Genomic DNA, 21,564 nt, shown 5'->3' with positions numbered 1-21,564 from the left:
CCGGGCCCGGATTACTTCAGGTCGTCCGTCAGCACGCGCACGATGCGCTCGGCGTTGGCCGAAGTCTCGGGCGCACCGGCAGCGTTCAGGACAGACACCGTGCTCTTGTTCTCGACGCTGCGCACCACGACGCGGTACTTGACCGGTGCCGCGGCATCCGACGAGCGGCCCAGCAGCTTGCCGAAGAAGCCGGGGTCCTTCTTCTCGGTGGGCTCGACGTAGCGCACGAAATAGATGCCCTGGGCACGGTCGCGGTCTTCCACCGTGAAGCCGGTGCGGTCGAGCGCCAGGCCCACGCGGCGCCATGCACGGTCGAAGTTCTCGTCCAGTTCCACCACGGGCACATTGCCCTGGCGTGCCATGCGGGCCGTGGGCACCTGCTGTGCGGGCGCGGCCGCGATGGCGCGGGACTGCTCCTGGCTCACGCCCAGCTTGACCATCAGGCGGCGCAGGAATTCGGTTTCCAGCTCCGGATCGACCGGGCGGGGCTGCCAGACGGTGCTTTCCTTCTGGGCGGAGGTGTAGACCTCGACCATGCCGCGGTGGCTGATGAAGATCTCGGTGCTGCCGTTGGGGCCGCGCTCCAGGCGGGTGCGGAACTTGTCGCGCTCGCCGGTGGAGTAGACCGAGTCGAACACCTTGCCGATGGTGGAGCGGATGATGTCCTGCGGCAGCTTGGCGCGGTTTTCGGCCCAATCGGTTTCCATGATGCCGAGGTTGGCCTGGTCCTGCACCAGCACGAAGCCGTTCTCGGTCCAGAAGTCGCGCACCGGGTCCCACAGGACGTCGGCGGGGCGGCTCACGACCAGCCAGCGCTGGTTGCCGTCGCGTTCGATGCGCACGTCGCCGATGGTGTGCGTGGCCGCGTTCACGGCGCCCACGGGCTTTTGCGACTGGCCGGCCTCGAAGGCGGCCGCCGACACCACGCCACCCGGCACGGCGTAGCGCGAGTCGCGCGAGATCTGGTTCAGGTCCGGCGGCACCTCGAGCGTCGCGCCCTTGGTGGCGCTCTTGTAGTCGATCTTGTCGTTCTCCAGGACGGAGCAGGCGGACAGGGCCATGGCAAGGCCCAGCAGGCCCAGGCGGTTGATAGCGTTCACGCGGAAATCCTCTTTGGTGTCTGGGGAGAGCGGGGCAGGCAAGGCGGCGGGCCTGAATTACAGCAGGCCGCTGGCGCGAAGGGCAGCTTCCACCACGGCTTCGTTGCCTTGGCTCAGCGGGGTCATGGGCAGGCGCATCGCGCCGCCGCACCGGCCCAGGCGGTGCATCGCCCACTTCACCGGAATCGGGTTGGCTTCGACGAACAGCTGCTTGTGGGTGGGCATGAGCTGGAACTGGATTTCCATGGCGCGGCGCACATCGCCGGCCAGCGCGGCCACGCACAGTTCGTGCATGAGGCGCGGCGCCACGTTGGCGGTCACGCTGATGTTGCCCTGGCCGCCGCACAGTATGAGCGCCACGGCCGTCGGATCGTCGCCGGAGTACACGGCGAAGCCCTTGGGCACGTCGCGGATCAGCCACTGCGCGCGTTCGATGTTGCCGGTGGCTTCCTTGATGCCGATGATGCCGGGCACCTGTGCCAGGCGCAGCACGGTGTCGTGCAGCATATCGGCCACGGAGCGGCCGGGCACGTTGTACAGCACGATGGGCAGGTCGCCCACCGCTTCGGCGATGGCCTTGAAGTGCTGGTACTGGCCCTCTTGCGTGGGCTTGTTGTAGTAGGGCACGACCTGCAGTTGCGAGTCGGCACCGACCTTCTTGGCGAAGCGGGCCAGCTCGATGGCCTCGGCCGTGGAGTTGGCGCCGCAGCCGGCCATGATGGGCACGCGCTTGGCGGCCTGCTCGACGGCCACGCGGATGATTTCGCAGTGTTCTTCGACATTCACCGTGGGCGACTCGCCGGTGGTGCCCACCACGCCGATGCAGTCGGTGCCTTCGGCGACGTGCCAGTCGATCAGTTGGCGCAGGGTGGGGTAGTCCACGCTGCCGTCCTCGTGCATGGGGGTGACGAGGGCGACGATGCTGCCGGTGAGAGAGCTGGGAGGGGTCATGTCCGCGGTGGAAAACGGGTAAAGGAGCATTCTAACTAGAGCGGCGGTGCGAGCCGGTGGCGTGCCGGTGCGGCCCCCTCTTGCAGCCGGACCGCGGCGATGCGCTGGACGAATCGCTCCGGTGCATCAAGGAAGCCATCTTCATAGGCCACCGTGCACAGACCCGCGCAGGCCTGCAGCAGTTCCCCGGGCCGCAAGAGAAAGTCCGGCCGGGCCGGGCGGCTGACGGTTTCGTTGCCCGCGGCGAAGGTTTCGTACAGCAGCACGCCGCCGGGCGCGACGCTGGCCACCAACGTGGGCAGGAGCGGCCGCCACAGGTACCGGGTGACGACCACGGCGCCGAAGGTGCGGTCCGCCAACGGCCAGGGCCCGGCTTCGATGTCCGCGCAGAGGATTTCGCCCAGCCCCCGCAAAGTGGCCAGCGCGTCGGGGTCGCGGTCCACGCCGGTCACGGGATGCCCGCGCCCCTGGAGCCAGCGCAGGTGCCGGCCGCTGCCGCAGGCCACGTCCAGCACGCTGGCGCCGGGCGGCACGAGGTGGGCCCAGCGCTGGATCCACTCCGAAGGCGGCTCAAGACCCTGCGGTGCCGGCATTTGCTATAAAAATAATAGCTGCCATGGCAATGAAGTCCACGGCATGAGGGCGGTTGGGCGCCATTTTCAGAAGCAGGCCCACAGCTGGTCGGCCATCATCACCACGAAGTCCGGCTCCGCATACAGGAGGAACACGGCGGCCAGCAGCACCGCGCCGGCAGCGCCCCAGGCCCACGCCCGGTGGGCGCGGGCAGGGCCCGGCAGCGGGCGATGCGACGGGTGCGAGGTCGATGGCATGGTCGGCGCCTTTCAGGCCGAGGCCGGTTGCGGCGCCCGGTGGATCGGGTTTTCCTTGACCGGCAGGTTCACCAGCCCGGCCAGCACGCCCAGGCCGATGGCCAGGTACCAGACCAGGTCGTAGCTGCCGGTGGTGTCGTACAGATAGCCCCCCAGCCAGACGCCCAGGAAGCTGCCGATCTGGTGGCTGAAGAACACGAACCCGCCCAGCATGGACAGGTGCTGCACGCCGAAGATCTGCGCCACCGTGGCGTTGGTGGGCGGGATGGTGGACAGCCACAGCACGCCCATCACCGCCGAGAACACGTACACCGACAGGGGCGACAGCGGCACCAGCAGGAACACGCTGATCGCCACGGCCCGGGCGAAGTAGATGAAGGCGAGGATGTAGCGCTTGGGATTGCGCTGGCCCAGCGTGCCGGCGATGTAGGTGCCGAACACGTTGAACAGCCCGATCAGCGCCAGCGCGTAGCTGGCCACCTGCGGCGACATGCCGTGGTCCTTGAGGTAGCTGGGCATGTGCACGCCGATGAACACCACCTGGAAGCCGCAGACGAAGTAGCCCGCCGTCAGCATCAGGAAGCTGGGGTAGCGCAGCGCCTCGCCCATCGCCTGGCCCACCGTCTGCGAGCGCGCGGTGGCGGTGCGGCTTCGAAAGCCCGGCTCGCGCAGGCCGAAGGCCAGCGGCACGATCAACAGCACCATGGCCGAGAGCACCAGCAGCGCCTCCTGCCAGCCCAGGCGCACGATGAGTTGGCCTTCCACCGGCACCATCAGGAACTGCCCGAACGAGCCGGCCGCCGCCGCCACGCCCATGGCCCAGGAGCGCCTCTCCGGGGCGATCTGCCGGCCCAGTACGCCGTAGATGACCGCATAGGTGGTGCCCGCCTGCGCCGCGCCGATCAGCACGCCCGCGGTCAGGGCGAAGAGCGCCGGCGTGGGCGACAGGGCCATGCCGACCAGGCCCAGGCCGTACAGCACGGCCCCGCCGATCAGCACGCGGAAGGCGCCGAACCGGTCGGCCGCCATGCCCGCGAAGATACCGAAGCAGCCCCAGGCGAGGTTCTGCACCGCGATGGCCAGCGCGAACGACTGGCGGGTCCAGCCCATGTCCTGGGTGATGGGCTGCAGCCACAGCCCGAAGCCGTGGCGGATGCCCATGGACAGCGTGACGATGGCGGCGCCACACACCAATACCTGGGCCATGGACAATTTCTGGGGGTCTTGAGGCATCCGGCAAATGTAGCCAAAGCGGCGCATTCGCGTGCACGCCTTCGCGACCCATTCCACCGCGGGCATCGGCGGCGGGTGAAAAGAAGGCTGGGTTTATATCCAGCCCATCCGGACCTGCGGCACTACAATCCGCCCCCATGGCAGCCAAACCCTCCTCCACCCCGCCAAGCGAATACTCCGAAGGCTCGATCCGCGTCCTCAAGGGACTGGAACCCGTCAAGCAGCGTCCGGGCATGTACACCCGCACCGACAACCCGCTGCACATCATCCAGGAAGTGCTGGACAACGCGGCCGACGAGGCGCTCGCCGGCCATGGCAAGAAGATCAAGGTCACGCTGCACGCCGACGGCTCGGTCAGCGTGGAAGACGACGGCCGCGGCATTCCGTTCGGCCTGCACCCCGAAGAGAAGGCGCCGGTGATCGAGCTGGTCTTCACCCGTCTGCACGCGGGCGGCAAGTTCGACAAGGGGTCGGGCGGCGCCTACAGCTTCTCGGGCGGCCTGCACGGCGTGGGCGTCTCGGTGACCAATGCGCTGGCCCTGCGTCTGGAGGCCAGCACCCACCGTGAGGGCAAGGTGGCCCGCCTGGTGTTCGAAGGCGGTGACGTGACCGAGCCGCTGGTGGCCCGCCCGCTGGCCGCCGGCGAGCGCAAGCAGGGCACCACGGTGCGCGTGTGGCCCGACGGCAAATACTTCGAGGCGACCGCGCTGCCGATGGGCGAGCTCACGCACCTGCTGCGCAGCAAGGCGGTGCTGATGCCCGGCGTGTCGGTCTCCCTCGTGAACGAGAAGACGCGCGAGACGCAGACCTGGCAGTACAAGGGCGGCCTGCGCGACTACCTCGGCCAGACGCTGAACGCCGACCCGGTGATCCCGCTGTTCGAAGGCGAGGGCTTTGCCGACCGGCACCACGAGAGCTTCGCCGAAGGCGAGGGCGCCGCCTGGTGCGTGGCCTTCACCGAAGACGGCCATCCGGTGCGCGAGAGCTACGTCAACCTGATCCCCACCAGCGCCGGCGGCACGCACGAAAGCGGCCTGCGCGACGGCCTGTTCAATGCCGTCAAAAGCTTCATCGAGCTGCATTCGCTGCTGCCCAAGGGCGTCAAGCTGCTGCCCGAGGACGTCTTTGCCCGCGCCAGCTACGTGCTGTCGGCCAAGGTGCTGGACCCGCAGTTCCAGGGCCAGATCAAGGAGCGGCTGAATTCCCGCGACGCGGTGCGGCTGGTGAGCGGCTTCGTGCGCCCGGCGCTCGAGCTGTGGCTGAACCAGCACGTCGACTATGGCAAGAAGCTGGCCGAGCTGGCCATCAAGGCCGCGCAGACGCGCCAGAAGGCCGGCCAGAAGGTCGAAAAGCGCAAGGGCTCCGGCGTGGCCGTGCTGCCCGGCAAGCTGACCGACTGCGAGAGCCGTGACCTCGCACACAACGAGGTCTTCCTGGTCGAGGGCGACTCGGCCGGCGGCAGCGCCAAGATGGGCCGCGACAAGGAAAGCCAGGCCATCCTGCCGCTGCGCGGCAAGGTGCTCAACACCTGGGAGGTGGACCGCGACCGGCTCTTCGGCAACACCGAGATCCACGACATTTCCGTGGCCATCGGCGTGGACCCGCATGGCCCCAACGATTCGCCCGACCTCTCGGGCCTGCGCTACGGCAAGGTCTGCATCCTGTCCGATGCCGATGTGGACGGTTCGCACATCCAGGTGCTGCTGCTCACCCTGTTCTTTCGCCATTTTCCGAAGCTCATCGAGACCGGCCACATCTACGTGGCGCGCCCGCCGCTCTTTCGCGTGGACGTGCCGGCGCGCGGCAAGAAGCCGGCCTCCAAGATGTATGCGCTGGACGAGGGCGAGCTGGTGGCCATCCTCGACAAATGCGCCAAGGACGGCGTGGCGCGCGAGAAGTGCCAGATCAGCCGCTTCAAGGGCCTGGGCGAGATGAACGCCGAGCAGCTGTGGGAAACCACGCTCAACCCCGACACGCGCCGCCTGCTACCCGTGCAGCTGGGCGACATGGACTTCGCCGCCACCGAAGGCCTCATCACCAAGCTGATGGGCAAGGGCGAGGCCGCCGCGCGCCGCGAACTGATGGAACTGCACGGCGACGCCGTGGAAGTGGACATCTGAGCCATGGCCTGGCGCGACCGGTTCGGACGTTCGGGCCTTTATGGCCTTTCTGGCCTCTGGCGCATGGTTTTCGCCGGCATGCTGCTATTGTTTTTGCAGCAAACGGCGCGCGCCGACCTGTGGGCCTATGTGGACGAGCGCGGCGTGACCCACTTCGCGGCCGAGCAGGTGGACGGGCGCTACGGGCTGTTCTTTCGCGGCAACGATTTCGACTCCACCCGCGACGGCCCGGCCGCGGCATCCGCGGGTGCCACCGCGGCCACGCCGTCCGGCGCCCGGCTGCTGGCGTTCTTCGACATCTCCCCCGACTACAAGCGCGTCAAGCACCACCTGCGCGCATCGGCCAGCCAGAACGGCGTGGACTATGAACTGCTGCAGGCCTTGATCGCCACCGAATCGGGCTTCGATGCGCGCGCCATATCGCCCAAGGGCGCGGTGGGGCTGATGCAGCTCATGCCGGCCACGGCGTCCCGCTTCGGCGTGGCGGGCGAGGCGCGCCGCTCGGTGGAGCAAAAGCTCACCGAGCCGGCGATCAACGTGTCGGCCGGCACGCGCTACCTGCGGCACCTGCTGGACCTCTTCGATGGCCGCACCGACCTGGCGCTGGCCGCCTACAACGCGGGCGAGGGCGCGGTGCAGCGCGCCGGCAACCGCATTCCGGCCTACCGCGAAACGCAGAACTACGTGAAAAGCGTGCTGGGCCTGTATGCCCAGCTCAAGCCCCCGGCACCGCTGCTGGCCCACCGGGCCGCGCCGGGCCGGGTGCGCATGGAGCTGGGCGCCGGATCCGACGACACCCCATCCCAAAGCGCTGCGGCCGGCCTGCCGGCCCGCACCGTCGGCGCCCCGCGCGCCCCTTGACCTTCGATTTCCCGAATGAGCGACCAAACCCCTCTCGATCTTTCCCCGCCCGAATCGGACGACAGCCTGGGCCTGGCCGGCTATGCCCAGCGCGCCTACCTGGAATACGCCCTGTCCGTGGTCAAGGGCCGCGCGCTGCCCGACGTGTGCGACGGCCTCAAGCCCGTGCAGCGCCGCATCCTCTATTCCATGGACCGCATGGGCCTGGGGTATTCGGGCCCGACCCGCAACGTGGCGGCCAAGCCGGTCAAGAGCGCCCGCGTGGTGGGCGACGTGCTGGGCCGTTTCCACCCCCACGGCGACCAGTCGGCCTACGACGCGCTGGTGCGCCTGGCGCAGGACTTCAACCAGCGCTACCCGCTGATCGATGGGCAGGGCAACTTCGGTAGCCGCGACGGCGATGGCGCCGCGGCCATGCGCTACACCGAGGCGCGGCTGTCGCGCATCACCAGCCTGCTGCTCGACGAGATCGACGAGGGCACGGTCGATTTCATGCCCAACTACGACGGCAGCACGCAGGAGCCGCGCCAGCTGCCCGCGCGTCTGCCGTTCGCGCTGCTCAACGGCGCCAGCGGCATCGCGGTGGGCCTGGCGACCGAAATCCCCAGCCACAACCTGCGCGAGATCGCCGATGCCTGCGTGGCGCTCATCAAGGCGCCGCAGCTGTCCGAGGCGGAGCTGATGGCCATCGTGCCCGGGCCGGACTACCCCGGCGGCGGCCAGATCATCAGCACGGCGGGCGACATCGCCGACGCCTACCGCACGGGGCGCGGCAGCCTCAAGGTGCGCGCGCGCTGGAAGATCGAAGACCTCGCGCGCGGCCAGTGGCAGCTCATCGTGACCGAGCTGCCGCCCGGCGTCAGCACGCAGAAGGTGCTGGAGGAGATCGAGGAGATCACCAACCCCAAGGTCAAGGCCGGCAAGAAGGCCCTGTCGCAGGACCAGGTGCAGCTCAAGGGGAGCGTGCTGGCCGTGCTCGATGCCGTGCGCGACGAGTCCAGCAAGGACGCGCCGGTGCGCCTGGTGTTCGAGCCCAAGACCGGCAAGGTGCCGCAGCAGGAGCTGATCACCACCTTGCTGGCGCACACCAGCCTGGAAACCTCCTCGCCCATCAACCTGACCATGGTGGGGCTGGACGGCAAGCCGGTGCAGAAGTCGCTGCGCAAGATGCTGGAGGAATGGATCGCCTTCCGCCAGGGCACCATCGTGCGGCGCTCGCAGCACCGCCTGGGCAAGGTGCTGGACCGCATCCACATCCTCGAGGGGCGGCAGATCGTGCTGCTCAACATCGACGAGGTGATCGCCATCATCCGCGCGAGCGACGAGCCCAAGGCGGCGCTGATCGCGCGCTTCGCGCTGTCGGACCGACAGGCCGAGGACATCCTGGAAATCCGCCTGCGCCAGCTGGCGCGGCTGGAAGCCATCAAGATCGAGCAGGAGCTGAAGGAGCTGCGCGCCGAGCAGGGCAAGCTGGAGGACATCCTGGGCAACCCCGGTTCGCTGCGGCGCCTGATGATCCGGGAGATCGAGGCCGACGCCAAGACCTTCGCCGATGCGCGCCGCACTCTCATCCAGGCCGAGAAGAAGGCCATCGCGGAGGTGCGCGTGGTGGACGAGCCCGTGACCGTGGTCGTCTCGCAAAAGGGCTGGGTGCGCGCGCGCAGCGGCCATGGGCACGAGCCGGGCAGCTTCGCCTTCAAGGCGGGCGACGGCCTGTACGCCACCTTCGAATGCCGCACGGTCGATACGCTGCTGGCCTTCGGCAGCAACGGCCGGGTGTATTCGGTGGCGGTGTCGCTGCTGCCCGGCGCGCGCGGCGACGGCCAGCCGGTCACCACGCTCATCGAGCTGGAGTCGGGCACGCAACTGCTGCATTACTTCGCCGGGCCGGCGGTCGCCACGCTGCTGCTGGCGGGGTCGGGCGGCTACGGCTTCCTCGCCTCGGTCGAGAACATGACGGCGCGCCAGCGGGGCGGCAAGGCGTTCCTCTCGCTGGGCGAGGGCGAGACCGTGTGCCGCCCGTCCCACGCCTGGGGCACCAGTGGCGCGCAACTGCTGGCGCCGGCCACGCACGTGGCCTGCGCATCGGCGGGCGGACGCATCCTGACCTTCGAGATCGGCGAACTCAAGACCATGGCCAACGGCGGCCGGGGCCTGATGCTGATCGACCTGGAGCCGAAGGACACGCTGGCGGGCGCAGTGGCGTACACGCGCAGCATCCGCCTGGAAGGCCTGGGGCGCGGCGGCAAGGAGCGCGAGGAGACGCTGGAGATCCGTTCGCTGAACAACGCCCGCTCGCCGCGCGGGCGCAAGGGCAAGGCCGCCGATCTGGGCTTCAAGCCGTCGGCGGTGTTCCGGGTCGAATAACCTGTTGCGGCGGGCCCCTGGCGCCCGCCTGCCGCCTTGTGCAGCGCACAAGGGTTTTCGCGCTGCACAAGGCGGCTCAACCGTTGGCACCATGGAGCTCTCTTTGGTGGTTGCTGGAGCGAACGGAGATCGGCCATGAAAAATCTGCGCATTTCCCACAAGCTGTGGGGGGCCGTCGTCGCGATCGTGATCGCACTGGCCGCCGTGGTCGGTACCTCGGCCTATCGCTCGGCCGCGACGCAGGCGCGCTCCGCGCAGGTCACGGCCGACATGGCCATGCGGGTCGAGGCGGCCCTGCGCTGGGCCGGGCTCACCGAGACCAACGCCGCGCGCACGCAGGCCATCATCGTGAGCAGCGACCCGGCCATGGAGGCGGAGTTCAAGGACCTGATCGCCGCCACCTCCGCGCAGATCACCGAGGTGCAGAAATCGCTGGAGGCCTTGCCGCTCTCGGAGGCCGACAAGGCGCAGATGGCCGCCATCGCCACCGCCCGCAAGACGATGACCGAGCTGCGTGCGCGGGCGCGGCAATTGAAGGCCGATGGCCAGCAGGCCGAAGCGACGGCGCTGGTCAAGCAAAGCTACAGCCCGGCGGTGGCCGCCTACCTGCAGACCCTGCGCGACTTCGTGCAGCTGCAGCAGCGCAACGCCCAGGCCGGGCAGCAGGCCGTGGCGGCCGAGCGGCTGGTGACCGTGCGCGTGGGTGCCCTGGCCGTGGCGCTGCTGGTGGCGTGCATGGTGGCGGGTGCGTATGTGCTGATCCGCAGCATCCAGCAGCCGCTGGCCGAGGCCAACGCGCTGGCCGCGCGCATCGCGGGCGGCGACCTGAGTGCCACCCAGACCTCGGTGCGCGGTGACGAGCTGGGCGATCTGCTGCGTTCGCTGCAGACCATGGGCGACTCGCTGGGCCGCATGGTGCAGCAGGTGCGCCGCAGCACCGACAGCATCGCCATCGCCAGCGCGGAGATCGCTGCGGGCAACCAGGACCTGTCCGCGCGCACCGAGCAGACCTCCAGCAACCTGCAGCAGACCGCCGCGACCATGGAGCAGTTCTCCAGCACCCTGCAGCAAAGCGCCGGCAGCGCCCGCGAGGCCAGCGGCCTGGCCGAGGGCGCCTCGGGCGTGGCGCGGCGCGGCGGCGATGTGGTGGCCACGATGGAGGAGATCCAGCAAAGCAGCCGCAAGATCGAGGACATCATCGGCGTGATCGACGGCATCGCCTTCCAGACCAACATCCTGGCGCTCAACGCCGCGGTGGAGGCGGCGCGTGCGGGCGAGCAGGGCCGGGGCTTCGCCGTGGTGGCCGGCGAGGTGCGCCTGCTGGCCGGGCGCAGCGCCGAGGCGGCGCGCGAGATCAAGGGCCTGATCGGCGCCTCCGTGGAGCGGGTGCATGCGGGCTCGCGCCTGGTGCAGGACGCGGGCGCCACCATGGCGGACATCGTGCAGTCCGTGCAGCGCGTGGCCGACATGATCGGCGAGGTCACGGCCGCGACGTCGCAGCAAAGCGCCGGCATCTCGCAGGTGAACCAGGCCGTGGGCCACCTGGACCAGATGACCCAGCAGAACGCGGCGCTGGTGGAAGAAAGCGCCGCGGCCGCCCAGAGCCTGCGCGAGCAGGCGGATCAGTTGACCCGCACCGTGTCGGTGTTCCGGGTGGATCACGGGGCGGGTTTTGCGCCGGGCGCCGCGGCGGCGCAGGCCCCGGTGGCCGCGCCGACAGCGCGCCTGGCACCGCGTCCGGCACCGAGCACGCCACCGCGTGCCTTTGCCGCACCGGCGAAGGCGGCGGCCAAGGTGCAGACCCCGGGGCCCAGGCCAACGCCCGCGCCTGCGCTCCAGGCGGCAGGCGCACCGGTCAGCGCAGCGGCCGCAGGAGGCCGCCCCGCGCATGCCAGCCCGCCCCCATCGAAGGGCAGCGCGCCTGCCCCGAAGCCTGCAGCCGCCGCGCGCGCGACGGCTGGCGGTGGGGACGATGACTGGACGTCGTTCTAGGGAATCATTGACACGCACCGGCTGTGAAGCCCCCGATGCATCAGGGGGCTGCCGGCAGTGTGGCCACCGCGAGGGGGGCCGTCGAAAGCAGGGGTGACCCGCAGCGCGAGCGGGTCCCGGTCTCGACGGGGTGGGTGTCCCAGGCCCAGGCCTGCGCCAGCCACCCCTTGCGCGAACGAGGGCGCGCGATCAGCCCAGTTCGGCCATCAATTCGATTTCCACGCAGGCGCCCATGGGGATCTGCGCCACGCCGAAGGCGCTGCGGGCGTGCACGCCCTTGTCGCCGAACACCTGGCCGAACAGTTCGCTCGCGCCGTTGGTCACCAGATGCTGTTCGGTGAACTCGCCCGTCGAATTGACCAGGCTCATCACCTTGACGATGCGCTTGACCCGGTTCAGGTCGCCGCCGGTGGCCGCATGCAGCGTGCCCAGCAGGTCGATGGCCACGGCCCGCGCGGCCGCCTTGCCTTCTTCGGTGGTGATGCTGCGGCCGAACTGCGCGGCCCAGGGCTTGCCGTCCTTGCGCGCGATGTGCCCGCTCAGGAACACCAGGTTGCCGGTCTGCACGTAGGGCACGTAGGCCGCAGCGGGGACCGAGACGGGGGGCAGGGTGATGTCGAGTTCTTTCAGCTTGTCGTAAACGCTCATGGTGTTCCTTGGCAACGGGAGGAGTGAGAAGGCAGAAAAAGGCCGCAAGCTCCGGGGGCCTGCGGCGCAGCGCGCAAGTGTTGCACAACCGGCTGGCGGTTCTCTGCGTTCGTCGTTCCTCGCGGCCGCCCTGGCGGGCGGCGGCGTCCGTTCGCTCAGGCCAGGGCGGGGCGGCGAGGCTGGAAGGCCGGGGGCAGGGCGGCCTTGGCGGGGCTGCGCAGGGTCGGCTGGCCGGAGGCGGACAGCATGGCCTGGGCATCGAGCTTGAAGATGGCGACCGCGTCCACCAGCCGGCGCGTCTGCTGCTCCAGGCTCTGCGCGGCGGCGGCGCTTTCTTCCACCAGCGCGGCGTTCTGCTGCGTGGTCTGGTCGATCTGGCTGATGGCCTGGCTGATCTGCCCGACGCCGGCGCTCTGCTCGGCGCTGGCACCGCGGATCTGCGCCACCATTTCGGTCACGCGCTGGATCGCGCCGACCACTTCCTGCATCGTGCGGCCGGCCTCGTCCACCAGTTCGGAGCCCTGCGACACCCGCTCCACGCTGGTGCCGATCAGGCCCTTGATCTGCTTGGCGGCGTCGGCCGAACGGCCGGCCAGGCTGCGCACCTCGGAGGCCACCACGGCGAAGCCCCGGCCCTGCTCGCCGGCCCGGGCGGCTTCCACGGCGGCGTTCAAGGCGAGGATGTTGGTCTGGAAGGCGATGCCGTCGATCACGCCGATGATGTCGGAGATCTGCCGCGAGCTGTCGTTGATGTCCTTCATGGTCTTGACCACCTGGGTCACCACGCCGCCGCCCTGGGTGGCCACCGTGGTCGCGTCCTGGGCCAGCTGATCGGCCTGCTTGGCGTTGTCCGCGTTGTTGCGCACCGTGGTGCTGAACTGTTCCATGGTCGATGCCACCTGCTCCAGCGCGCTGGCCTGCTCCTCGGTGCGCTGGCTCAGGTCGGTGTTGCCGGTGGAGATTTCCATCGAGCCGGTGGCGATGGAGTCGCTGGCGTTGCGCACCTCCGCCACGATGGACACCAGGCTCTGCTGCATGGTGCCCAGCGAGGCCAGCACGCTGCCGGGCAGGGCGTTGGCCAGGCCGGCCATGTCGGACAGGTCGCCCTGCGCCACGCGCTGGGCCGCAGAGCTCAGCTCGGAAGGCTCGGCACCCAGCGAGCGAGTGAGGCTGCGCGTGATCAGCACGCCGGCGATGGCCGCCGCGGCGAAGGCCAGCAGGCAGGCGCCCAGCAGCAGGGACCGCTGCCACCGGAACTCGGCCTCCGCTTCCTTGACCAGGGCGATGGCCCGCTGGTCCGTGGCGAGCGAGTATTCGTTCGTCTTGGCGATCAGCGCCGCCAGCAGGGGGCGGCATTCCGCGTTCATCTTGGTGGTGGCTTGCTCGCGCTGGCCCGACACGGCCAGGTTGATGATGTCCAGGGCCACGGTGCCGTAGGCCTGCTCCACCTTGTCGATCTCGCCCACGAGGCTCCGGACGGCCGGCGGGACCTCGCCGTGGCTGACCATGTCTTTCAGCTTGGCCATGTTGGCCTGCACGTCCTTGTGCGCCTCGATCGCCGCCGCCTTCTCCAGCGCCACGTCGGCATCGCTCTTCACCAGCACCAGATTGCGGGCCGCGATGGCCCGGCGGTCCACCGCCATGCGGATCTGCTCGGACAGCTTGGCGCGTGCGGCGACGCCATTCACGTAGTCGCTGAAGTTCTCATTGGCCCCATTGAGTCCCCAAACCGCCACGCTGGAGGCCATCAGCACCAGCAAGGCCAGCACCCCGAAAGAAAGCGTCAACTGGGCTTTGACGGTGAGATTTCGCAGCGACATATGGCACCCCTAAACGCGGTATTTGATAAATATGATTCAAATGATAAGCAACATTCTGTAAAAGTAAAGGTGAATCGACCCTAGGTTGGCCATGAAGATGGGCTATGCCAATAGGCGGAAAGCGCCGGGCTGTCGCTAAAAGGAAACGCTGCCGTCGACCGCCATTAGCATCCGCGCATGCCGCAGCCGTCTCCCGCCCCTGCCGTCCTCGCCACGCCTGCCATGGCGCGCCCCTGGCGCTGGCCCTGGTGGCTGGCCGGGGTGCTCGCGGGTGCGGCGCTGCAGCTGACGCAGGCGGCGTTGTGGCCGCTGGCCGCCTATGCGGTGGCGGCGCTGGGCGGGCTGTTGGGGGCCGTCGCGGCGGTGGTGCCGTCGGGCCGCGGGCGGCGGCCGGCCTGGTGCGGCTCGCGCGGGTGGATGCTGGCCTGCGGCCTGGTCTTCATGGGGGGCGCGACGGGGCTGCGGGCGCTGCTGTTCCTGCAGGGGGCCTTGCCGCCGGCGCTGGAAGGCCGCGACATCGCCATCGTGGGCGTGGTGGCCGCCATGCCGCAGACCGGCGACTCCGGCGTGCGCCTGCGCATGGCGGTGGAATCGGCAGTGCTGGACGGCCAGGCGGTCGCGGTGCCGCCGGTGATCGACGTGGCCTGGTACGTGGGCACCTTCGGCGAAGCCGCTGGCGCGGCGGACGTGCGGCGGCTGTCCACCCAGGTGCAGGCCGGCGAGCGCTGGCGCATGACCGTGCGCCTGAAGGCACCCCACGGCCTGCGCAACCCGCACGGTTTCGATGCCGAGCTGGCGTGGTGGGAGCAGGGCGTGCAGGCCACCGGCTACGTGCGCACCGGCGCGCGGGACGAACCGCCCCGGCGGCTGGAGGCGACCTGGCGCTACCCGGTGCAGCGGGCGCGCCAGGCAGTGCGCGATGCCATCCTGGCCCATCTCGCGCCGGTCGATGCCGGCACGGGCCTGGACGATGGCGGCAACGCCGCCCGCACCCGCGCCGCGGGCGTGGTGGCCGCGCTGGTCACCGGCGACCAGCGCGCGATCGACCGGGCCGATTGGGACGTGTTCCGGGCCACGGGCGTGGCGCACCTGGTCAGCATCTCAGGGCTGCACATCACGCTGTTCGCCTGGCTGGCCGCAGCGGGGGTCGGCGCGCTGTGGCGCCGCGTGCCGCGCTGGTGCCTGGCCCTGCCGGCCCCGACCGCGGCGCTGGCCGGAGGCGTGCTGCTGGCCTGGGCCTATGCCGTGTTCAGCGGCTGGGGCGTGCCGGCGCAGCGCACGGTGTGCATGCTCGCCACCGTGGCGCTGCTGCGGCTTTCCGGGCGGCGCTGGCCCTGGCCCCAGGTCTGGCTGCTGGCCTGCGCGGTGGTCGTGCTGGCCGATCCCTGGGCGCTGCTGCAGGCGGGTTTCTGGCTGAGCTTCGTCGCGGTGGCAGTGCTGTTTGCTACTGATTCAATAGCAAAAAAGGCAAATGAATCTAGGGCATCGGGCCGATTGGCCGCCATGCTGCGCGAGCAGTGGGTGGTCACGCTCGCCCTCACGCCGCTCACGCTGCTGCTGTTCGGGCAGGTGTCCGTCGTCGGCCTGCTGGCCAACCTGGTGGCGATTCCCTGGATCACGCTGGTGGTCACGCCGCTGGCTTTGGCGGGCACCCTGTGGGCGCCGCTGTGGACCGCCGCCGCGTGGTGCGTGCTGCCGTTTGCCGGCCTGCTGCAGTGGCTGGCCGCGTTGCCGTGGGCCGCGGTGTCGCTGCCCGCCGCCCCGGTGTGGGCGGGCGTGGCCGGGGTGGCGGGCGGCACGCTGCTGGCCTTCTTGCGCTGGCCATGGCCGTTGCGGGCCCTGGGCGTGCCGCTGCTGATCCCCGTGCTGTGGTGGCAGCCGCACCGCCCGCCCCCGGGCCAGTTCGACCTGCTGGCCGCCGACGTGGGGCAGGGCCAGGCCGTGCTGGTGCGCACCGCGCGCCACGCCATGCTGTACGACGCGGGGCCCCGCTATGGGCTGGACAGCGATGCGGGCGACCGCGTGCTGGTGCCCCTGCTGCGCAGCATGGGCGAGCGCATCGACCTGCTGATGCTGAGCCACCGCGACACCGACCACACCGGCGGGGCCGCCGCCGTGCTGGCGCAGCAGCCGCAGGCGGGGCTCATGGGCTCAATCGAGAACGAGCATGCCCTGCAGCAGTTGCGCCCCGCGGCGCCGTGCCTGGCGGGCCAGCGGTGGGCCTGGGACGGCGTGCTGTTCGAGGTGCTGCACCCGCTGGAGGCCCAGGCGCAGGCATCGCTGCCATCCGACGGGCCCCGGCCTGCCGTGCGGCCCAACACCCTGAGCTGCGTGCTGCGGATCACGGCCGCCCCGGCGCCGCAAGGCACCTCGGGGCAGGGCGCCGCACCGTCCGCGCTGCTGGTGGGCGACATCGAGCAGGCGCAGGAGGCCGCCCTGGTGGCGCGCGGCGCCATCGCACCGGTCGATGTGCTGCTGGTGCCGCACCACGGCAGCAAGACGTCTTCCACGCCCGCGCTGCTGGATGCGGCCCGGCCCCGCACCGCGCTGGTGCAGGCCGGCTACCGCAACCGCTTCGGCCACCCCGCGCCGGAGGTGGTGTCGCGGTACCGCGAGCGGGGCGCCGTGCTGCTCGATTCGCCGCGCTGCGGCGCCGCCACCTGGGCGTCCGAGTCGCCCGGCCAATGGCAGTGCGAACGCGACGCGGGCCGGCGCTACTGGCACCACGCGCCTGCCCCGTTGCCGTGAGGACGGCGCGCTATCACCCCGGCGTGCGAGCGGTAAAACGCGCCCGGGCCCGCCGGTCGCCAAAACCCGGCTCACAACTTGCTATGCTGGTTGCAGGAGGCACCAGTTATGCAGAAGTTCGATGAGATGTACACGATGCTGCCGTTCGACGGCAGCGACGTGCGCCCCCACTACAAGCGCTACGGCCAATGGTTGTCGGGCCAGCCAGACGAGGCCATGCAGGCGCGCCGCGCCGAGGCCGAGATGATCTTTCGCCGGGTGGGCATCACCTTCGCGGTGTACGGCGCCAAGGACGAGGACGGCGCCGGCACCGAGCGGCTCATTCCCTTCGATCTGATCCCCCGCATCATCCCCGCGCACGAATGGGCGCGCATGCAGCAGGGGCTGGTGCAGCGCGTGACGGCGCTCAACCGCTTCATCCACGACGTCTACCACGGCCAGGACATCCTGCACGCCGGCATCATCCCCTCGGACCTGATCCTCAAGAACGCCCAGTACCGGCCCGAGATGGCCGGCGTGGACGTGCCGCGCGACCTGTACGCGCACATCGCCGGCATCGACATCGTGCGCGCCCCGGACGCGAGCGGCAACGGCATCTACTACGTGCTGGAAGACAACCTGCGCGTGCCCTCGGGCGTGTCGTACATGCTGGAAAACCGCAAGATGATGATGCGGCTTTTCCCGGAGCTGTTCCGCACGCACCGCGTGGCGCCGGTCGCCCACTATCCCGACCTGCTGCTGGACACCCTGCGCGCGAGCGCCCCCGCCGCCACTGCGCAGCCGACGGTGGTGGTGCTCACGCCCGGCATGTACAACAGCGCGTACTTCGAGCACGCCTTCCTCGCGCAGCAGATGGGCGTGGAACTGGTCGAGGGCCAGGACCTCGTGGTCAAGGACAACTTCGTGTACATGCGCACCACGCGCGGCCTCAAGCAGGTGGACGTGATCTACCGCCGCGTGGACGACGACTTTCTCGACCCCCAGGTCTTCCGGCCCACCTCCACCCTGGGCTGCGCGGGCCTCATGAACGCCTACCGCGCGGGCAACGTGGCGATCTGCAACGCCGTGGGCACGGGCATCGCTGACGACAAGTCGGTGTACCCCTACGTGCCCGACATGATCCGCTTCTACCTGGGCGAGGAGCCCATCCTCGCCAACGTGCCCACCTGGGTGTGCCGCAAGCCCGACGACCTGGCCTACGTGCTGGACCACCTGCACGAACTGGTCGTGAAGGAAGTGCACGGCGCCGGCGGCTACGGCATGCTGATCGGCCCGGCCGCGACGAGAGCCGAGATCGAGGAGTTCCGCGCCGCGGTGCTGGCCAATCCCTCGGGCTACATCGCCCAGCCCACGCTCTCGCTCTCCAGCTGCCCGACCTACGTGGAATCGGGCATCGCCCCGCGCCACATCGATCTGCGCCCCTTCGTGCTGAGCGGCCAGAAGGTGCAGATGGCCGCCGGCGGCCTGACGCGCGTCGCGCTCAAGGAGGGCTCGCTCGTGGTGAATTCATCGCAGGGCGGGGGCACCAAGGACACCTGGGTGCTGGGAGAAGAAGGGAGCGTTGCATGACGCATCAGACCCTTCGTTTCGAAATTTCTGCTGGGGAGACCGCATGCTGAGCCGCACTGCCGATCACTTGTTCTGGATGTCCCGCTACACCGAGCGGGCAGAAAAGGCCGCTGCAGGCGGGCTTTCGTCAATACACCGCGTGCGCGCGCAGCGCGTGCGGGGTTTTCTGCCCGGGGAGGCCGCATGCTGAGCCGCACTGCCGATCATCTGTTCTGGATGTCCCGCTACACCGAGCGGGCAGAAAAGGCCGCTGCAGGCGGGCTTTCGTCAACACACCGCGTGCGCGCGCAGCGCGTGCGGGGTTTTCTGCCCGGGGAGGCCGCATGCTGAGCCGCACTGCCGATCACTTGTTCTGGATGTCCCGCTACACCGAGCGGGCAGAAAACACCGCCCGCATGCTCAACGTGAGCTACGAGACCTCGCTGCTCCCGCAGTCGGCCGACGTGGCGCAGGAGAGCTGGCTGGGCCTGCTGTCGATCAGCGAGCTGATCCCCGCCTACACCGCGCGGCACGGCGAGGTCACGCGCGAAGGGGTGCTGGAGTTCATGGTGCGCGACGGCAACAACCCGTCGTCCATCCTGTCGTGCCTGCGCGCCGCGCGCGAGAACGCCCGGGCCGTGCGCGGGGCGCTCACCACCGAGGTGTGGGAAACGCAGAACCAGACCTGGCTGGAGCTGCACCGCCAGCTCGAAGGCAGCCTGTTCGAGCGCGATCCGGGCCAGTTCTTCGAATGGGTCAAGTACCGCTCGCACCTGTCGCGCGGGGTGACGCTGGGCACCATGCTGCAGGACGAGGCCTTTCATTTCCTGCGATTGGGCACGTTCCTCGAACGCTCGGACAATACCGCGCGGCTGCTGGACGTGAAGTTCCACGCGGTGCAGAGCGACTTCCACGGCTCGGGCACGCGCGACCGCAGCCGGGCCGCGCCGCAGGAGTTCGACTTCTACCACTGGAGCGCCATCCTGCGCAGCGTGTCGGCGTTCGAGGTGTACCGCCGCGTGTACCGCGACGTCATCACGCCCGAGCGCGTGGCCGACCTGCTCATCCTGCGCCGCGACATGCCGCGCTCGCTGCACGCCAGCCTGCACGAGGTGGGCGAGAACCTGGCGGTGGTGGCCAACGACCAGTCGTCGGAAACCCAGCGCAAGGCGGGCCGGCTGCTGGCCGACCTGCGCTACGGGCGCATCGACGAGATCCTGTCCACCGGGCTGCATGCGTACCTCACGCAGTTCCTGGACCGGGTGAACGAGCTGGGCGCGGGCATCAGCCGCGACTTCCTGGTGCCCGTGCCGGCCTGAGGCACGGCCCGCCGCGGCTCATGGAGCCGGGCGGGAGGCGGCGCTGCCGGCCACGGCCGTGCCGCCCGCTGCAGCGCATTCGGGCACGGCCCGGTTCACGGGCGGGGTGGGCATGCCATAGGACTGCATCGCCATGGCCTCCAGTTCGCCCGAAGCCCGCGCGCATTGCAGCTCGGCGATCACCTCGGCGCGCGTGCGGCCTGCGGGGGCATCCATCGCAACCACTCGGGGCGCAGTCGCGGCTGCGGTGGCCGCATCCGGCGGCGCGCTGGTCTGTGCCATGGCCAGGGAGCCGGCCAGCAGGGCGCAGGCGGCGAGGGCCGTGCGCGCCAGGGCGTGGGGCGAGGCGGTGGTGTTGCGGCGGTCGAAAACGGTGGGCATGGAAGGCTCCTGGGGCGGGTTGGGGGATCAGGACAGGCGTGTGCCTCTCCGTGCCTCCAATGTGCCCACCGGGGCCTGCCGCCGCGAGCCGATTGCGACGAACGCACGGCCCGGGCGCCTGAGCTGCGCTGGCGCAGCGCGAATGGGCCGTCAGGGATGGGTTGGTTGTCAGGGCCGGCCGCGTTCAGCCCGGCCCGCCGCCCTGGCGCTTGTGCTCGCGCAGCATGAACAGGTACAGGCTCTCGACCTTCTCGCGCGCCCAGGGCGTCTTGCGCAGGAACTTCAGGCTGGACGCCACGCTGGGATCGCTTTCGAAGCAGCGCAGGGCCACGCGCTGCGCCAAGCCTTCCCAGCCATAGTAGTCGTGCAGCGCGACCACGATGGCTTCGAGCGTGATGCCATGCAGCGGGTTGCGCGGCTGCCTGGCCGGAGGCGCGGGTGGCGTGGCGTTCGGGGTGGAGGGCGCGTTGGTGCCGGTGGGGGCGGGGGTTTCGCCAGGTTCGGGGACTTCGGGTTCGGTCATGCCGGGGAGCATACGGCCCCGCGCGGCCGGTGGAGGGCGGCCTCGCGCGGGTGTGCATCGAAAACGGCCCCAGTGCAATCGATACTAGGGCGTTTAGCTATGAAAAATATAGCAAACGTCAGGTCTGCAGATACCGCTCGCTGGCGAACAGCTCGGCCGCCCAGTCCACGAAGGCCCGCACCTTGGCGCTCAGGTGCCGGTTGGGCGGGTACACCACGTAGATCGGGATGGGCGGAATGGACCACTCGGGCAGCAGCCGCACGAGGTCGCCGCGCTCCAGTTGCCGGGCCGCCTGGAACAGCGTGATCTGCCCCACGCCGCGCCCCGCGACCAGCGCCGCCGAGTAGGCGTTGGACTCGTTCACCGCCAGTTGCGAGGGCCCGGTGACCTCGATCATCTCGCCGTCGCGCACGAACTCCAGTGGATAGCGGCGGGTGGACAGCGGCGAGAAATAGATCACGCTCTTGTGGTCGCCCTCCAGATCGAGGGGGTGGGTGGGCGTGCCGTAGCGCTCCAGGTAGGCCGGCGCGGCCACGGTGACGAAGGCCAGGTTGCCGATGCGCCGTGCCACCAGCGACTGGTCGGTCAACTCGCCGCCGCGGATCACGCAATCGACGTTGTCGCCGATCAAATCCACCGGCCGGTCGCTCACCCCCAGGTCGATCTGGATGTCGGGAAACCGCGCATGGAACTCCTCCAGCCGCGGAATGATGAGCAGCCGCGCCACCGAGGTGCCCACGTCCACGCGCAGCCGGCCGCTGGGCGTGGCGCGCGCGTGCGTCATGCTCGCCTCGATGTCGTCGAAATCGGCGAGCAGGCGCACCGTTCGGTCGTAGTAGGCCGCCCCATCGGCCGTGACGGTGACGCGCCGCGTGGTGCGGTTGAGCAGCTTCACGCGCAGCCGCGCCTCGAGCGCCTGCACGTACTTGGTAATGGTCGCCTTGGGCAATTGCAGCGAATCGGCAGCCCGCGTGAACGTGCCTGCCTCCACCACCCTTGCAAAAACCCGCATGGCCTGGATCTGGTCCATGGGCCCTCCTTCTCTCTGGCCCCGAATGGGGCCAAGGAATTCTCACACGGGCCCGTGCCGCCGATTGTTCGGCAATCGGAAACAGAGCTGTGG

At 69.9% G+C, this 21,564-nt stretch carries 18 protein-coding genes and 1 pseudogene; 9 read left to right on the top strand and 10 right to left on the bottom strand.

What is annotated here, in order from left to right:
- Window positions 1-11: 11 nt before the first annotated feature.
- From bamC to AVAK2825_RS06640, 5 genes are all read right to left on the bottom strand, one after another.
- A complete protein-coding gene (gene bamC / locus AVAK2825_RS06660) occupies window positions 12-1,100 on the bottom strand; it encodes an NlpB/DapX family lipoprotein (RefSeq protein ID WP_284395430.1) in 1,089 nt (362 codons plus the stop codon).
- Between the two features lie 57 nt (window positions 1,101-1,157).
- Window positions 1,158-2,051 (bottom strand): 4-hydroxy-tetrahydrodipicolinate synthase, encoded by an 894-nt coding sequence (dapA, locus tag AVAK2825_RS06655; RefSeq protein WP_284395428.1) that lies wholly within the window; start codon window positions 2,049-2,051, stop codon window positions 1,158-1,160.
- Between the two features lie 35 nt (window positions 2,052-2,086).
- The gene (locus AVAK2825_RS06650; protein ID WP_284395426.1) at window positions 2,087-2,644 is read right to left on the bottom strand and encodes a class I SAM-dependent methyltransferase; all 558 of its coding nucleotides are present in this window, start codon (window positions 2,642-2,644) and stop codon (window positions 2,087-2,089) included.
- Window positions 2,645-2,710: 66 nt separating this feature from the next.
- Window positions 2,711-2,881 (bottom strand): hypothetical protein, encoded by a 171-nt coding sequence (locus AVAK2825_RS06645; RefSeq protein WP_284396317.1) that lies wholly within the window; start codon window positions 2,879-2,881, stop codon window positions 2,711-2,713.
- A gap of 12 nt (window positions 2,882-2,893) precedes the next feature.
- Window positions 2,894-4,114 (bottom strand): MFS transporter, encoded by a 1,221-nt coding sequence (locus tag AVAK2825_RS06640; RefSeq protein WP_284395422.1) that lies wholly within the window; start codon window positions 4,112-4,114, stop codon window positions 2,894-2,896.
- 137 nt (window positions 4,115-4,251) lie between these two features.
- Between AVAK2825_RS06640 and AVAK2825_RS06635 the strand changes: the two genes are divergently transcribed.
- From AVAK2825_RS06635 to AVAK2825_RS06620, 4 genes are all read left to right on the top strand, one after another.
- Window positions 4,252-6,234: a DNA topoisomerase IV subunit B gene (locus AVAK2825_RS06635; protein ID WP_272568075.1), complete on the top strand. Its 1,983-nt coding sequence runs from the start codon at window positions 4,252-4,254 to the stop codon at window positions 6,232-6,234.
- A gap of 78 nt (window positions 6,235-6,312) precedes the next feature.
- Window positions 6,313-7,095: a lytic transglycosylase domain-containing protein gene (locus AVAK2825_RS06630; protein ID WP_284395418.1), complete on the top strand. Its 783-nt coding sequence runs from the start codon at window positions 6,313-6,315 to the stop codon at window positions 7,093-7,095.
- A 15-nt stretch (window positions 7,096-7,110) separates the two neighbouring features.
- Entirely contained in the window at window positions 7,111-9,462 is a 2,352-nt protein-coding gene (gene parC, locus AVAK2825_RS06625) for a DNA topoisomerase IV subunit A (RefSeq protein WP_272568080.1), read from the top strand.
- 135 nt (window positions 9,463-9,597) lie between these two features.
- The gene (locus AVAK2825_RS06620) at window positions 9,598-11,454 is read left to right on the top strand and encodes a methyl-accepting chemotaxis protein (protein ID WP_284395415.1); all 1,857 of its coding nucleotides are present in this window, start codon (window positions 9,598-9,600) and stop codon (window positions 11,452-11,454) included.
- 189 nt (window positions 11,455-11,643) lie between these two features.
- Here the strand turns inward: AVAK2825_RS06620 and AVAK2825_RS06615 are convergent, their stop codons facing one another.
- Together AVAK2825_RS06615 and AVAK2825_RS06610 are read right to left on the bottom strand one after the other, a co-directional pair.
- Window positions 11,644-12,102 carry a RidA family protein gene (locus tag AVAK2825_RS06615; protein WP_284395413.1) on the bottom strand — a complete coding sequence of 153 codons (459 nt, stop codon included), beginning with the start codon at window positions 12,100-12,102 and terminating at the stop codon, window positions 11,644-11,646.
- A gap of 155 nt (window positions 12,103-12,257) precedes the next feature.
- Complete coding sequence (locus tag AVAK2825_RS06610) at window positions 12,258-13,922, bottom strand: methyl-accepting chemotaxis protein (protein ID WP_284395410.1); 1,665 nt, start codon at window positions 13,920-13,922, stop codon at window positions 12,258-12,260.
- Window positions 13,923-14,099: 177 nt separating this feature from the next.
- Between AVAK2825_RS06610 and AVAK2825_RS06605 the strand changes: the two genes are divergently transcribed.
- The 5 genes and pseudogenes from AVAK2825_RS06605 to AVAK2825_RS06590 all read left to right on the top strand — a co-directional run bounded on the left by AVAK2825_RS06605 (window position 14,100) and on the right by AVAK2825_RS06590 (window position 19,537).
- Window positions 14,100-16,670: a DNA internalization-related competence protein ComEC/Rec2 gene (locus AVAK2825_RS06605; protein ID WP_284395408.1), complete on the top strand. Its 2,571-nt coding sequence runs from the start codon at window positions 14,100-14,102 to the stop codon at window positions 16,668-16,670.
- A 108-nt stretch (window positions 16,671-16,778) separates the two neighbouring features.
- Entirely contained in the window at window positions 16,779-18,239 is a 1,461-nt protein-coding gene (locus AVAK2825_RS06600; protein WP_284395407.1) for a circularly permuted type 2 ATP-grasp protein, read from the top strand.
- 43 nt (window positions 18,240-18,282) lie between these two features.
- Window positions 18,283-18,351 (top strand): annotated as a pseudogene (locus AVAK2825_RS24855) (alpha-E domain-containing protein); the annotation flags it as partial.
- 71 nt (window positions 18,352-18,422) lie between these two features.
- Complete coding sequence (locus AVAK2825_RS06595) at window positions 18,423-18,569, top strand: alpha-E domain-containing protein (RefSeq protein ID WP_284395403.1); 147 nt, start codon at window positions 18,423-18,425, stop codon at window positions 18,567-18,569.
- The gene (locus AVAK2825_RS06590) at window positions 18,563-19,537 is read left to right on the top strand and encodes an alpha-E domain-containing protein (protein ID WP_272568093.1); all 975 of its coding nucleotides are present in this window, start codon (window positions 18,563-18,565) and stop codon (window positions 19,535-19,537) included. The genes AVAK2825_RS06595 and AVAK2825_RS06590 overlap by 7 nt, the downstream gene beginning before the upstream one ends.
- An 18-nt stretch (window positions 19,538-19,555) precedes the next feature.
- Here the strand turns inward: AVAK2825_RS06590 and AVAK2825_RS06585 are convergent, their stop codons facing one another.
- The 3 genes from AVAK2825_RS06585 to AVAK2825_RS06575 form a co-directional block, all read right to left on the bottom strand.
- Entirely contained in the window at window positions 19,556-19,918 is a 363-nt protein-coding gene (locus AVAK2825_RS06585; protein ID WP_284395399.1) for a DUF4148 domain-containing protein, read from the bottom strand.
- 184 nt (window positions 19,919-20,102) lie between these two features.
- On the bottom strand, window positions 20,103-20,441 hold the full coding sequence (locus AVAK2825_RS06580; RefSeq protein WP_284395396.1) for a VF530 family protein: 339 nt from the start codon (window positions 20,439-20,441) through the stop codon (window positions 20,103-20,105).
- 118 nt (window positions 20,442-20,559) lie between these two features.
- On the bottom strand, window positions 20,560-21,471 hold the full coding sequence (locus AVAK2825_RS06575) for a LysR family transcriptional regulator (RefSeq protein ID WP_284395394.1): 912 nt from the start codon (window positions 21,469-21,471) through the stop codon (window positions 20,560-20,562).
- Window positions 21,472-21,564 lie beyond the last annotated feature (93 nt).

The organism is Acidovorax sp. SUPP2825 (assembly GCF_030158995.1).
Taxonomy (GTDB): domain Bacteria; phylum Pseudomonadota; class Gammaproteobacteria; order Burkholderiales; family Burkholderiaceae_C; genus Paracidovorax.
This window is presented reverse-complemented; position numbering and strand designations above follow the sequence as displayed.